Origin of the sequence: Halalkaliarchaeum sp. AArc-GB, from assembly GCF_031432225.1 — an archaeon.
Taxonomy (GTDB): Archaea; Halobacteriota; Halobacteria; order Halobacteriales; family Haloferacaceae; genus Halalkaliarchaeum.
The window spans coordinates 206135-219667 of the sequence record NZ_JAVKGM010000001.1 but is presented as its reverse complement, the minus strand read 5'-3'; the positions used below and the strand labels follow the sequence as shown (position 1 = coordinate 219667).

Genomic DNA, 13533 nt, shown 5'->3' with positions numbered 1-13533 from the left:
AATCCGGCCTGCTCCCACACTCCCGATCCCGTCGCGCTCGGGCTCCTCGTCCACCCGTCCCGTTTCCGTCCGTTTCGACGTCGCCGGGCCGATGCGTTTTCGTGACGCCGTTTTCAGTCCGAGGCCACCGGTACTTCGCCGGGGACGTCGTCGTCGGTCGCCGCGAGCAACCGATCGAGTCCCTCGACCATGGCGTCGACGCTGGCCCGCGTGATGTCCGCCTCCGATGCCGACACGGTCACCGACCGATCGCCACGCGAGATGTCGACCTCGACGGTGACGACCGCGTCCGTCCCGCCGGTGATCGCGTCCACGTGGTAGGAGTCGAGATCGAAGTCCACGCCGTCGAGCGCCTCCCGGACCGCCTCGACGGCCGCGTCGACCGGCCCGGAACCGGTACCGGCGGCGATGCGCTCGGCGTCGCCGATCCGGAGCCGCACCGACGCGGTCGGCACCCCTGCCCCGGAGGTCGCAGACAGATCCAGCAGTTCCACTGTCCGATCCCGCGTTCGCCCCTGGACGTCCTCGACGATCGCCAGCAGGTCGGCGTCGGTGACGCGTTTGCCCCGGTCGCCGAGTTCCTTGACGCGAGCCACGACGGCGTCGAGATCCTCCTGGGAGGTGTCGACGCCGTGTTCCGAAAGCGCCGCCCTGACGCCCGCCCGTCCGGCGTGTTTCCCCAGAACGAGCCGGCGCTCCCGGCCGACGCGTTCGGGCGGATACGGCTCGTACATCCGGGTGTCCTTGAGTGTGCCGTCGGTGTGGATCCCGCTCTCGTGAGCGAAGGCGTTCGCCCCGCAGACAGCCTTGTTCGGCGGATGGCCGACACCGGTGACGTCGGCAACCCTGCGGGTGAGCTCGTAGAGCCCCTCGAGGTCCACCGTCTCGACGCCGTACCCCTCCTCGAGGGCGACCGCCACCTCCTCCAGGGCGACGTTGCCGGCGCGCTCGCCGACGCCGCCGACGGTGGCGTGGACGAAGTCCGCCCCGGCGCTCACTCCCGCAAGCGCGTTCGCGAGCCCGAGCCCGAGGTCATCGTGAGTGTGAACGCCCGTGGGCCCGTGTGTTTCGAGCCGCGCGACCGCCTCGGCAACCTCGTCGGGGGTCGCCGCGCCGACGGTGTCACAGTAGCAGATCCGGTCGGCGCCCGCCTCGATCCCCGCCGAGAGGAGCCGCTCGAGGAACGCCGGATCCGCCCGGGAACCGTCCTCGCCGAGCACCTCGACCCAGAGGTCGTGGTCTTTGGCGTACTCGACGAGTTCCCGTGTTCGGTCGACGACCGCCTCGCGGGTCGTCCCCACCTTCGTCTCCACGTGGCGATCGGAAGCGGGGACGACGAGGTTGATGCCGTCGACGTCACAGGAAAGTGCGTGATCGACGTCGGCGCGGACGCCGCGGGCGAAGCTGGTCACCCGTGCGTCGAGGCCCTCTCTTGCGACCCGGGCGATCGCCTCGCGCTCGCCCTCGGAGGTGCAGGCGCTGCCAGCCTCGACGGTCGAGACGCCCACCGCGTCGAGCGTGCGGGCGATCGACACCTTGTCCGTCGGGGTGAGCGAGACGCCCGGCATCTGCTCGCCGTCGCGAAGCGTCGTGTCCAGAAGCGAAACCTCTCCCGAGAACGACTCGGGACCGAATACGTCTCGTGCGTTACCGGAGAATTTCTCGGCCAGCCGCCGTGAGGCGACTTGGTCTATCCTCCGTGCCGGTGTTGGAAAGATCCGACATGGTACCTTCCCCTCTGGAGGCAGGGTACTTAAACTGGACGATCTGGCAGGTATTGCCTGGCGGAGCAGCGACAGCTATACGCCGTTTCAGTGTAACCATCGCCCGTGACGGACCGAGACGAATACACCGGAACGGCAGATGAAGACGGCGACACGGACGCCGACACCGGCGACGGCGAATCGAGACTGACCGCACACCCGATCGAGCCGTCGGTCCCCGAGGAGTTCGGCCTGGTACAGGCGTGGTGGGGCGACGGAAAGGGGAAGACCACCGCCGCCCTCGGCATGGCGTTCCGGGCGGCTGGACACGGCTACCGGGTGCACGTGCTCCAGTTCCTGAAAGGCGGAACGGAAAGTGTCGAGGACGTTCGGGGCGAGTACAACGCGATGGCGATGGTGCCCGGGATCAGCTACGAGAACACCGGCCACTACGGCTGGTACGGATTTCTCGACGGGACCGCCGACAACGAACACGAGGCGAAAGCACGGGGGGCACTGGCCCGGGGTCAGGAGCTCCTGGAGTCGACACGGGAGACGGATCTCCGTGAACCGCTCCCGCTGGACGGGCCGCCGGAAGACGGGATCCACATGCTCGTGCTCGACGAGATCCTTTATGCGGTCGACCGGGAGCTGCTCTCCCCCGACGACGTTCTCGGACTGATCGAGGACAAACCCGAGAACCTCGAGTTGATCTGTACCGGCAGCCACAGCCGACCCGACTACCTGTCGGAACACGCGGAACTGATAAGCCAGGTGAAAAAGGAGAAACACCCTCTCGAAGGTGGCTACCCCGCCCGCAAGGGCACCGAGTTTTGAGACCGACCGTCGAACCGCTTCGAGCGGAGAACAAATCGAGTTGTGATCTCAAAAGTCGAGTTGGAAAGCTTTATTGAATCACCCGCCGGCAGCCGAACCGATGGAGTTCGACATCCCGCAGCTGGACGAATCCGCGATGGACCGCGCGAGAAAGCGACAGGACCAGCTCACCAAGCCGCCCGGCAGCCTGGGCCGACTCGAGGAGCTTTCCGTCCGGATCGCGGGGATGGTCGGCGATCCGACGCCGTCGATCGACTCCCCGGTCGTCGTGACGATGGCGGCCGACCACGGTGTCGTCGAAGAGGGAGTGAGCGCGTTCCCGCAGTCGGTGACGGCGGCGATGGTCGAGAACTTCGCCCACGATGGCGCCGGCGTCAACGCGCTCGCACGCACCGCGGGCGCAGAGAACCTCATCGTCGACGTCGGCGTCGTCGGCGACTACGACGGCAACGGCCGAGTGATCCGAAAGCCCGTCGCCGACGGGACCGCAAACCTCGCAGAGGGGCCTGCAATGAGCCGCGAGGAGGTGATCGAAGCGATCGAGGCGGGACGAGCGGTCGTCGCCGAACACGCCGCCGACGCCGACGTGATCGCGCTCGGCGACATGGGGATCGGCAACACGACCGCGAGCGCCGCCGTCACGGCGGCGATTACCGGCTCGGATCCCGCCGACGTGACCGGTCGGGGGAGTGGCATCGACGACGAGGGGCTCGATCGAAAGGTCGCGGTGATTCGGCAAGCGCTCGCCGACCGCGAACTGGACCCCGAGGACGGCGTCGACGTGCTCCGTGCAGTGGGCGGGTTCGAACTCGCCGGACTCGCCGGCGTCGCGCTCGAGGCGTCCAGCCGGCGGATTCCGGTCGTCGTCGACGGGTTCATCACCGGCGCGGCGGCGCTTTCCGCGTGGGCGATCGACGAACGCGTGAGCCGCTACCTGCTGCCGTCCCACCGTTCCGTGGAGGACGGCCACGACGTCCAACACGACGCGCTCGGCCTGGAGCCGTTGTTCGACTTCGACATGCGGCTCGGGGAGGGCACCGGCGCGGCGGTCGCGATCGGCATCTACCGCGGCGCCTGTAGGGCGCTCCGGGAGATGGCGACCTTCGAGGAAGCCGGGATTCCCACGTAGGCAGGTGCGCGCGGCCCGGGCGCATTGGCCGGCAGCGACTCGGGCGCATTGGCCGGCAGCGACTCGGGCGTCACTCGACGACGTGTATGGCGCCTTTCATCCCGCTGGTTCGGTGGGGCGTACAGACGTACTTGTACACCCCCGCCTCCTCGAACGTGTGGCTGAACTGTCGTCCGTCCTCGAGATACAGCTCGCTTTCGAACGCCCGATCGACCTCGACGACGTCGTGTTGCCCCCCGATCCCGGTCCAGTCCCAGATGACGGTCGTGCCCGTCGAAACCCGGACTGCAGCGGGATCATACGAGAGGCCGTTTCCGGTTCCGACCTCGACGACGACCTCCGGTTCCCCGGTCCGATCGACGGTGCCCTCGAAGTTGTTGGCGCCCCGGAACCAGTCCCCATACGTTTCCTCCTCGATGTCGCCGTCCCCGAGACAGCCCGCGAGTCCGGCGGCCGCGACAGCCGCACCCAGCCCTTCGAGGAGGCGACGGCGGGAAACGACACCGGAGGGACGATCCGACTCCCCCCGGTCTGCCGACTGCGTTTGCATACCGGCGGTACGTGCCGATCGCCAAAGAGCGGTTCGTTCCCGTCGGGAGATTTTTTACGGCGCCGGAGGACCCATCCCCATGAACGACCGCTCCGAGGGCGCCCGTCGAGACACCGACCGCAGAGCCGACGGCGGCTCCGAGGCGATCGATCGGCCCGATCCGACAGACGTGACCGTAGACAGCGACGTCATTGACCTCGAAGCCCACCGAGCGGGCGATCCGGAGGGCGTCGTCAGACTCGTGCTGGACGACCCGGACCGGCGGAACGCCCTCTCGCGGGAGATGGCCGACGGGATCGTCGATGCGATCGACGCGATCGAAGGTTCAGACATCCGGTGTGTCGTCCTCGAGGGACGGGGTCCCGCCTTCTGTGCCGGCGGGGACGTCGCCGCGATGGCACAGCTTCAGACGACCGACCTCCCGCTGGAAGCGGCAGTTCGACACGTCATCCGGAACACGGCCAGATGCGTCAGGCGGACGGCCGAATGCGAGTTCCCGACCGTTGCCGCGATCGACGGCCCGGCGATCGGCGCCGGTGGGGCGCTGGCGCTTGCGTGTGACCTCCAGCTGGCTCACGAGGACGCCCGGATCGGGTTCGGGTTTCGGGAGGTCGGCCTCGCGATCGATTCGGGGGTGTCGTACTTCCTGCCCCGGTTCGTCGGCGACAACGTCGCCCGCGAGCTGGTTTTCACCGGCGAACAGCTGGACGCCGAACGCGCACGGGAGCGGGGATTGGTAAACCACGTGTACACCGACGGCGAGTTCGAGAAGGGAGTTCGGGAGTTCGCCGAACGCGTGGCGAGCGGCCCGCCGATCGCGCTTCGCGCCTCCAAGCGGCTGCTTCGGGACACCGGCGGGCGGTCGCTTTCGGCCACGATCGAGCGCGAGGCCGAGGCCCAGGCCGCCGCACTGGCCTCGCGAGACCACAGGGAGGGTGCCGAGGCATTCCTCGAGCGGCGGGAGCCGGAGTTTTCCGGCCGGTAGCCGCCGAGGACAGCCCGACGAACGTGACGATCGCGAGGGCGAGCACAACGCTTTCCTCCGATGCACCGAACCTACGGGTATGAGTGACTGGACCGACGCGATCGTCGGCGAGCGAATGGCCGTCGACAGGGAGTTCAACGACCGGGTGCAGGCATCGGAGTTCTCCAGCCAGGAGTGGGGACTTATCATGACCGCCACGGAGTTCGAAATCGAACACGCCGACGATCCCGACCGGGCACGGATCGTCGCCGACACGGAGAAATTGCCCAGCATCATGCCCGAACTGGACAATATCCAGGATCAGATGGCCGCGATGGGTGGCGGGGCAGGCGGTGGATCCGGCGGATCGGGCTCCGGCGGGCTACTCGACGGGATAAAAAGCGCGCTCGGACTCGGCGGCGAGGACGGTGTCGATGCAGAGCGGCTCGAGGCTGCAGAGCAACTCACCCAGGAGTACGCCGACGAACTCCAGGCACACCTGGAAGCGAACAACCGCTTCGAGCAGGTCAGAATCGCCTATCAGGAGTAACCCCGACCGCGGATCCCTTCAGAACTTCTCGAGGTACCGGTCGAGCTCCCACTGGGAGACTTCCGCGACGTACTCGGCGAACTCCTGTGTCTTCGCCTCGATGAACTTCTCGGAGACGTGTTCGCCCAGCGCGTCCTGGACAACTTCGTCGTCCTCGAGGGCGCTTACGGCCTCGCCGAGATTGGCGGGAAGCGTGTCGATGCCGTACTCCTCGCGTTTGGCTTCGTCGAACTCGTAGATGTTCTCCCGGACCGGGTCGGGCGCTTCCAGCCCCTGTTCGATCCCGTCGAGTCCGGCGTGAAGCATCGCCGCGATCGCGAGGTACGGGTTACACGAGGGATCCGGCGACCGGAGTTCGATCCGCGAGGCGGCCGGCACGCGCGCGGCGGGCTTGCGGATCAGCGCCGACCGGTTGACGTCCGACCAGGCGACGTAGACGGGGGCCTCGTAGCCGGGGACGAGCCGCTTGTAGCTGTTCACCGTCGGGTTGCACACCGCCGTAAGCGCCGGTGCGTGTTCGAGCACCCCCGCCAGGAAGGACTTCGCTTCCCCGGAGAGGTTGAACTCGTCGTCCGGGTCGTGGAACACGTTCTCGCCGTCGTCGAAAAGTGAGAGGTGGGTGTGCATCCCGGAGCCGTTGATGTGAGCGATCGGCTTGGGCATGAACGTCGCGTGCAGGTTCTTCTCCTCTGCGGTCGCGCGCACGACCGACCGGAACGTGGCGATGTTGTCGGCGGTGGTGAGGGCGTCGTCGTATTTGAAGTCGATCTCGTGTTGCCCCTCGGCGACCTCGTGGTGGCTCGCCTCCACCTCGAATCCCATCGCCTCGAGGTTGTAGATGATATCGCGGCGCAGATCGGAGGCGTGGTCCTTCGGCGCCAGATCGAAGTATCCACCGGCGTCGTGGGTCGTCGTCGTCGCGCGGCCGTTCTCGTCCTTCTCGAACACGAAGAACTCCGGCTCCGGACCGACGTTCAGCGTGTACCCCATCTCTTCGGCGCGATCGATCGCCCGCTTGAGGACGTACCGCGGGTCGCCCACGAACGGCTCACCGGTGGTGGTGTCGATCACGTCACAGATGAGGCGGGCGGCCGATCCCGAGTTGGTGTCCCTCCAGGGTAACACCGCAAACGACTCCGGATCCGGCTTGAGCCGCATATCCGACTCCTGGATCCGGACGAACCCCTCGATCGAGGAGCCGTCGAAGTAGATCCCCTCCGCGAACGCCTTCTCCGCCTGGGATGCCGGAATCGAGACGTTCTTTACGGTGCCCAAAATATCGGTGAACTGTAGCCGGAGGAAGTCGACGTCCTCCTCTTCGATGGTCTCTACGAGCTGCTGTTCCTCGGCGGAGAGTCCGCCGTCGGGTACGCTGTGTTCGTCCGTCATGTTATGGACGGATGAACGCAATACAGCCAGTATAAAGACGTTGTTGTTTGATGCACAATCCGCCCAGGCTGCTCAGACAGTGGACATTCGTAAAATTATAGGCCTCCCGTCCCCAGCGTGAATGTAATGACGTACGAAAACCTCGACGCCAAGTTGGTAAACGAGCTATTGGGCAACGGTCGCGCGAGTCTCCGGAGCCTCGCAGAGGAACTGGACGTCTCCGTTACGACTGTCTCGAACCATCTCCGCGATCTCGAAGAGGAAGGAGTGATCCGGGGATACACGCCGATCGTCGATTACGGTGCGCTGGGGTACGACGTCACCGCGATCCTCCAGTTGAAGGTAGAAGGGGACGCACTCCCGGAGATTACCGAACGGTTACGGAGCGAACGGCAGATGATCTCGGTGTACGAGGTCACCGGCGACTACGACGTGATCGCCGTCGGGAAGTTCCTCGACACCGACGGGATGAACCGCCAGATCAAGAAGCTGCTCACCGACGAGAACATCCGCGAATCGAACACCGCCGTGGTGCTCAACGCGGTGACGGAAAACGAGCAGTTCGAACTCGACGTAGACGAGTGAGCCGACGACGACACGAAATGTCGTTCAGGTAATAGCTATTCGGTCGGAACGGCTTTCCCTCCCGGGCCCGCAAGCCCGGGCATGGAACTTTTCGGGTCCAGTGGAACGCGCGGCATCGCGCTCTCGGACCTCACGCCGTCGCTCGTTTTACGGATCGCACAGGCCTCGGGGTCGGAGTGGGAAACCGACAGCGTCGCCGTTTCACGCGATACGCGAACGACGGGGGAACTGTTCGAGAACGCGGCGGCTGCAGGGCTCGCCTCCGCCGGCCACGACGTCGACCGACTCGGCGTCGCCCCGACACCGGCTGTCTGTCGGTACTGCCGACGCGAAGGGGTGCCGGCAGTGCTGTTGACCGCCTCGCACAATCCGCCGGAGTTCAACGGAGTGAAGCTGGTCGGTGCAGACGGTGTCGAACTGTCCGTCGACGCGCTCGAAAGCGTCGAAGAACGCGTCCTCACGGAGTCGTTTTCGGTGGCAGCGTGGGACGAAGCCGGACGCACGAGGGACGTCGACGGCGTCAACCGGATCTACGTCTCGGAGCTCCTCGAGGAGATCGACCGCGATGCGATCGCCGACGCCGAGCTGACTGTGGCGCTGGATCCGGCACACGGTGCCGGTGCGCTCACCTCGCCGACGTTCTTCAGGCAGTTGGGTTGTAACGTAGTGACGGTGAACGGCCAGCCCGACGGCCACTTCCCGGGTCGGCTTCCCGAACCGGTGCCGGAGCATCTCGACGACCTCCGGCGACTCGTCCGCGCCTCCGACGCCGACGTCGGGATCGCCCACGACGGCGACGCGGACCGGGCGATCTTCGTCGACGAGAACGGCGAGTACGTAGAGGGTGACGCCTCGTTTGCGGCACTCGCTGCGTCGGCGCTTGAACCGGGCGATGTGACCGTGTCGGCAGTGAACGTCTCACAGCGCCTGGTCGACGTCTGCAACGAGGTCGGCGCGGACCTCGAACTCACGCCGATCGGGGCGACAAACATCATCACGCGCGTTCGCGAGCTGTGGGGGATCGACGGCGTCTCGGACACTGCCAGCCCGAGCGAGGGCGTCGACGAACCCAGGCGCGTCCCGATAGCAGGCGAAGGGAACGGCGGGCTGTTCTTCCCGGAGGACGCCCTCGTGCGGGACGGTGCCCTCATCGGCGCGCGGTTCCTCGAACTTCTCGCGAGAACGGACGCGACGGTGAGCGAACTCGTCGCCCCATACCGGGAGTACGTGAACGTCCGGCACAACCTCGAATACGACGACGACCGGCAGCTCGAGGCGATGCTCGAAGCCGCCGCGGAGTACGTCCGCGAGGCCGACGCCGAACCGGACACGACCGACGGCTACCGGCTCGACTACGGCGACGCGTGGGTGCTGGTCCGTCCCTCCGGTACCGAGCCGAAGATCCGCATCTACGCGGAGGCGCGTGATTCTGATCGAGCACACGAACTCGCGGACGACCTCTACGCGACGCTCGAGCGCGCTCGCGAAGGGACCGCCACAGCGGCATAGTCGACGCTCAAAACTCGCCGAGAGACGACTGTTCGGCCGCCGCGAGGACGTCCGCACACGTCGCCCACGACCGACGGGCGCAGTCGGGGACGTCGCCGTGTTCGCGGACGTACGCCCGGAGGAACTTGCGAGTCGCCGGATCGCTCGGATAGCCGCTTCCGATCGTATCGATCCCCTCGTCGGTCACTCGAGGAGCGTACTCCTCGTCGATCAGTTCCATTCGGCGGTCTCGTTCGACTTTCGCGACGACGCTCGCGGCCGCGACGATCGGATGTCTGTCGTCCGCGCCGTGCTCGGCGGTCACCTGTATCCCCACGCCGCGGTCTTCGACGCCCTCGCGGACGCGACGCGCGAACCGCGACTCCGAGACGTCGCCGGCGTCGACGATCGCCACGTCGCCGTCGTCGACGACCGCCGAAAGCGCACGGGCCTGTGCCGCGACCGTGAGGCCGTTCATGTCGGTTTCGAGGCTGTCGATCCTGACGGGCTCGACGGCGGCGACGGCGACCTCGACGTCGGGGTGTTCCCGGAGCTGCCGGTCGAGCAGTTCGCGGCGATCGGATGAGAGGCGCTTGGAGTCGGCCACGTCTTCGGGAATGGCCTCGGTGGGCGACCGCACCGCGGCTGCGATCATCGGACCGAGCACGGGCCCTTTTCCGGCTTCGTCTGCGCCGACGTGCACGGGTGGCGAGTTGGATGGATCCCCTCAAGTGTGTTTCCCTCGCCGTCGGCGTCGATCGGACGCGGATCCACAACGGCGGAGTTTTCCCGGTCCCGCCCGCAGCCGGAGTATGGACGACGACCTCATCCACGCCGAGGACGTTCCGCTCTCTCGACGGTCGCGGCTCCCCGGGGCGGGGTTCTTCTATCCGGACTCCCTCGGAAAACAGCGGGCACAACAGCGCGCGAAGGAAGCGATCGAGGGCTCCGAAGTCGTAGTCGTTACCGACTCCGACGCCGACGGGCTGGGCTGTGTCGCGCTCCTCCGGGAGCTGTACGACGCGGCACTGGACGTCGCCGACTTCGAGGCGGAACTGGAACGACAGCTCTCCGAGGACCCCGAACCCGACGACGGGGCGGTAGACGACACCGACGAGGACCCGACCGCGAACGCGCACGCCGAATCGACGGTGGCGCTTCTGGCCGCCAGCCCGTACTCGCTTTCGAACGCGCTCGAACAGGTCGCCGAGTACGCAGATCCCGAAATCGACCTGTTCGTGTGTGACCTCTGTCCCGACGAGTACGAGCCGATCGCCGATCCGCTCGAGACGCTCGTCGGCCGGTGTGATCGGGTCTCGTGGTACGATCACCACCAGTGGGACGACGACGTCGCTACCGCTGTTCGGGAGGCCGGCGCACAGCTCGTCGTCGGCGAATCCGACGAGGAGTGTACAGTCGACGTGGCGTTGCGATCGCTGGAGTACGAGTTCCCCGATCGGTTCCGCGAACTCGCGGCAGTCACGCGGGATCACGACCTCTGGCTGAAGGAGGATCCCCGAAGCGACGACCTCGCAGATTACGCCCACTGGGCGGATCCCGAGGAGTACGTCACCGTGGTGGGCGCCTACGGGGTCGACCTCCCGGGGCCGGTCGAGGGGTTCCTCGAGGAACGACGGGTCGAAAAGCAGCGACGGATCGAGGCGGCGGTCGACCGGGCCGTCACGACCGATGTGGGCCCCTGGACCGTCGGGGTCACGTACGGCCGGTGTTCGCAAAACGAAGTCGCCGAGGCGCTACGGGAGGCGGGCGCCGACGCGGCCGTGATCGTCAAACCGGCCGGGAGCGCGAGCATCCGGGGCAGCGATGGGTTCGAGCGCGCACACGAGGTTGCCGGGCAGGTGCAGGGGGGCGGTCACCCGCGCGCCGCCGGCTGCAAGCCCGACATCTACGACGACATGCTGGATTACGCCCACCACTGGACCACGGAGGGACAGGCAGCAAAGCGGGTGATCCTTCAGGCGTTCGAACGCGTCGCGGAGCAAGCGGAGGAAAGCGTCGACCGGGCGGCAGACTCGAACGACGGGGACGTCACGAACGACGAGTAGACGGAACGGAGACGGGACGGAGACGGGGAAGGACGGAGACGGGGAAGGACGGAGACGGGGTCACTCGACGCCGAGGCCGTCGAGCAGGCTCCGCAGCGACGCCAGGTCGTACTGACCGGGAGCGGTGGCTTCGTCGGGATCGACCGGCGCGTAGCCGATCAGAGAGCCGTAAATCGGCGTCACTGCCCGGGTGTGTCTGCCCGCCTCGCCCATACACATCGTGGCGACGTCGTGTCCGGCTGCCGTCGCCCGGTGGGTCGCAGAGAGCATCGCGAGGGCGTCTACCCTCCCCTCTGCGGTCGTCGCGAGCTTCGCGACGTCGCCCTCGGCGGCGGCGTCCGCGAGTAGCTCTACCAGCACGTCCTCCTTGGGAGTGCTCTCGAAGTCGTGGACCGACGCGATCACGGTGACTCCCTTCTCGCGGGCGGTCTCCCGGAGCGCGACGGCGTGTGGCTGTTCGCCCTCGGGAGCGTTGCCCCGTAACGCGGAAAGTTCGATGTCGACGGCGACGACAGCGTCGTGGGCGACGGCGTCGGTCAGTTCGTCGTACCGGCCGAGATCCTCGGCACCGCCCCCCTCCCACTCCGCGCGGTTCGTGACGACGATCGGCAGTTCGCCGTCGTACGACTCGAGATCGGCGGTCGGCTCGTCCGCGAGGTCCATTCGGAACTCGACTGCGTCGGCGCGATCGCGGGCAACAGGTTCCCGGGAGAGGTCGGCCGTGCTGGCACACAGGGTAAACCCGTCGAGGTCGGCGTCCATACCGGTCCGGTGGTGGGGTCCGGACAAAAATGGTCGGCTCTCCGCACGCGCCGGGGCGGGCCGGACGCGAGGGAATCGGCGACTACTCCACGACGTCGAAGACGTCTAGCCGGCTGAACGCGACCCGCAAAACGTCGGTCCGGGCGTGGATGCCGTCGGCGATTTCGCGGGCTGCACGCTCGTCGTCGTCGGTGTCGATCTGGGTGAGAAGCGGGATCACGGACGCGTCGTCCGGGACGTCCTTCAGCCCGCCCGAGTCGCTTGCGAGCACGGTCGCGACCGTTTCGGGAGTTACCCGATCGCCGACCGACAGCCCGGTGAGTTCGGCGACCCGTTCCGGCCTGTGGACCCACTCGTCGGTGAGGGGACGGCCGACCACGCGGACGCTGGTGATCGGAACGACCACGTCGACGGCCGACGGAAGCTGTGGTTCCCGCTCGTTCGGGGCCTTGAACGTCCGGGTTCGCGCGCCGTCGGCCTTCACCAGCACCGGTCCGTCGTGTTCGGCGGCGATCTCGTCGACCGTCTCGGGGCCGTAGCCGAGATACCGATCCGACCGCTCCTGTGTCGGAACCAGCCCGAGGGGGAAATCTTCGGGATCGGCTTCGCGAAGCACTTCGGTCGGCGACCGGGTGACGGCCACGCTGGCGACGTGTGAATCGAAGATCGGAATGCGGACGGTCGAGGTGACGATGGAACGTTCCATCCGGGCAGAAAGCGCGTACATCGTCGTCTTCTTGCCGCCGGCACCGACCATGCAGATCGTGGGATCCTCGCCGACCGCGAGTGCGTCGACGAGCCCCTCGTTTCCGGTCATTAGTGGTGATCGAATCGCCAGGCGTGTGTACGTTTCGATCGCTAGCCCGAACTGCAGTCCGGGCGCATTCAACTGCGCTATCTGAAAAACCCCGTTAATTCGAGGACCGAACCCACTCTTCGAGGGTAAAATCGTCGTACTCGACCCGGTCGACCAGCTCCCACTCGTCGGCGTCCCACTCGGGGAAGTACGCGTCTCCGTCGTATTCACCGGGAATCCGACTCAACACCATCCGGTCGACGACTGGCTGGAAAAGATCGTAGATGACGGCACCCCCGATTACGTACGCTCGGTCCCCCCCGAGTGACTCGGCGACCGCAATGGCGTCGTCGACGTCAGAGGCGTGGTGAGCCGTCTCGACGTCGAACTCCCGCTGGGAGCGACTCAAGACGACCTGTGCAGTTCCCGGGAGGTCGTCCACCATCGATTCGAACGTGACGCGGCCCAAAATCACGGTCGCGTCCGCGATCCGATCACGGTACTGCCGTTTGTCCGCGGGAACGCTCGGCCACGGAAGTTCTCCGTCGTTGCCGATCACGCCGTTTTCTGCCACCGCAGCGACTGTAACGAGTTCCATGGTCGACGCCTTCGAGTCGCGGCGCCTTAATCGCCTCCGTGGATCCCGTAATCGTCCCCGTGGATCCCGTAATCGTCTCCGTCTGCGGCTGTTACCGAGAAGAAACCCGACACGAT

Annotated in this window: 14 protein-coding genes; 7 read left to right on the top strand and 7 right to left on the bottom strand. The window is 66.7% G+C overall.

Features of this window, described 5'->3' with window-relative positions; genetic code table 11:
• Positions 1-113: 113 nt before the first annotated feature.
• Positions 114-1670, bottom strand: a complete 1557-nt coding sequence (locus RH858_RS01140; RefSeq protein ID WP_303650976.1) for a 2-isopropylmalate synthase — start codon at positions 1668-1670, stop codon at positions 114-116.
• A gap of 159 nt (positions 1671-1829) precedes the next feature.
• On the opposite strand from RH858_RS01140, the gene RH858_RS01135 reads away from it, so the two are divergent.
• Positions 1830-2540, top strand: coding sequence for a cob(I)yrinic acid a,c-diamide adenosyltransferase (locus tag RH858_RS01135; RefSeq protein ID WP_259533359.1), 711 nt, complete (start codon positions 1830-1832; stop codon positions 2538-2540).
• Positions 2541-2640: 100 nt separating this feature from the next.
• On the top strand, positions 2641-3669 hold the full coding sequence (cobT, locus tag RH858_RS01130) for a nicotinate-nucleotide--dimethylbenzimidazole phosphoribosyltransferase (protein WP_259533358.1): 1029 nt from the start codon (positions 2641-2643) through the stop codon (positions 3667-3669).
• 70 nt (positions 3670-3739) lie between these two features.
• On the opposite strand, the gene RH858_RS01125 is transcribed toward cobT, so the two are convergent.
• On the bottom strand, positions 3740-4219 hold the full coding sequence (locus tag RH858_RS01125; RefSeq protein ID WP_259533357.1) for a halocyanin domain-containing protein: 480 nt from the start codon (positions 4217-4219) through the stop codon (positions 3740-3742).
• 79 nt (positions 4220-4298) lie between these two features.
• On the opposite strand from RH858_RS01125, the gene RH858_RS01120 reads away from it, so the two are divergent.
• The gene (locus RH858_RS01120) at positions 4299-5204 is read left to right on the top strand and encodes an enoyl-CoA hydratase-related protein (RefSeq protein ID WP_259533355.1); all 906 of its coding nucleotides are present in this window, start codon (positions 4299-4301) and stop codon (positions 5202-5204) included.
• 79 nt (positions 5205-5283) lie between these two features.
• A complete protein-coding gene (locus RH858_RS01115; RefSeq protein ID WP_259533354.1) occupies positions 5284-5733 on the top strand; it encodes a DUF5799 family protein in 450 nt (149 codons plus the stop codon).
• A gap of 18 nt (positions 5734-5751) precedes the next feature.
• Here the strand turns inward: RH858_RS01115 and glnA are convergent, their stop codons facing one another.
• On the bottom strand, positions 5752-7122 hold the full coding sequence (glnA, locus tag RH858_RS01110; RefSeq protein ID WP_259533352.1) for a type I glutamate--ammonia ligase: 1371 nt from the start codon (positions 7120-7122) through the stop codon (positions 5752-5754).
• A 126-nt stretch (positions 7123-7248) separates the two neighbouring features.
• Here glnA and lrp point away from each other — a divergent pair, with 126 nt between their 5' ends.
• Complete coding sequence (gene lrp / locus RH858_RS01105; protein ID WP_259533351.1) at positions 7249-7707, top strand: HTH-type transcriptional regulator Lrp; 459 nt, start codon at positions 7249-7251, stop codon at positions 7705-7707.
• A gap of 81 nt (positions 7708-7788) precedes the next feature.
• Positions 7789-9216: a phosphoglucosamine mutase gene (gene glmM, locus RH858_RS01100; protein WP_259533350.1), complete on the top strand. Its 1428-nt coding sequence runs from the start codon at positions 7789-7791 to the stop codon at positions 9214-9216.
• Between the two features lie 7 nt (positions 9217-9223).
• Here glmM and rnhB read toward each other — a convergent pair whose 3' ends face one another.
• Positions 9224-9898, bottom strand: coding sequence for a ribonuclease HII (gene rnhB / locus RH858_RS01095; RefSeq protein ID WP_259533348.1), 675 nt, complete (start codon positions 9896-9898; stop codon positions 9224-9226).
• A 109-nt stretch (positions 9899-10007) separates the two neighbouring features.
• Here rnhB and RH858_RS01090 point away from each other — a divergent pair, with 109 nt between their 5' ends.
• Entirely contained in the window at positions 10008-11261 is a 1254-nt protein-coding gene (locus tag RH858_RS01090) for a phosphohydrolase (protein ID WP_310560968.1), read from the top strand.
• 60 nt (positions 11262-11321) lie between these two features.
• On the opposite strand, the gene RH858_RS01085 is transcribed toward RH858_RS01090, so the two are convergent.
• The 3 genes from RH858_RS01085 to RH858_RS01075 all read right to left on the bottom strand — a co-directional run bounded on the left by RH858_RS01085 (position 11322) and on the right by RH858_RS01075 (position 13417).
• A complete protein-coding gene (locus RH858_RS01085; protein WP_310560967.1) occupies positions 11322-12023 on the bottom strand; it encodes a type I 3-dehydroquinate dehydratase in 702 nt (233 codons plus the stop codon).
• Between the two features lie 82 nt (positions 12024-12105).
• Complete coding sequence (yqeC, locus tag RH858_RS01080; RefSeq protein WP_259533345.1) at positions 12106-12840, bottom strand: selenium cofactor biosynthesis protein YqeC; 735 nt, start codon at positions 12838-12840, stop codon at positions 12106-12108.
• 94 nt (positions 12841-12934) lie between these two features.
• The gene (locus tag RH858_RS01075; protein WP_259533342.1) at positions 12935-13417 is read right to left on the bottom strand and encodes a dihydrofolate reductase; all 483 of its coding nucleotides are present in this window, start codon (positions 13415-13417) and stop codon (positions 12935-12937) included.
• Positions 13418-13533 lie beyond the last annotated feature (116 nt).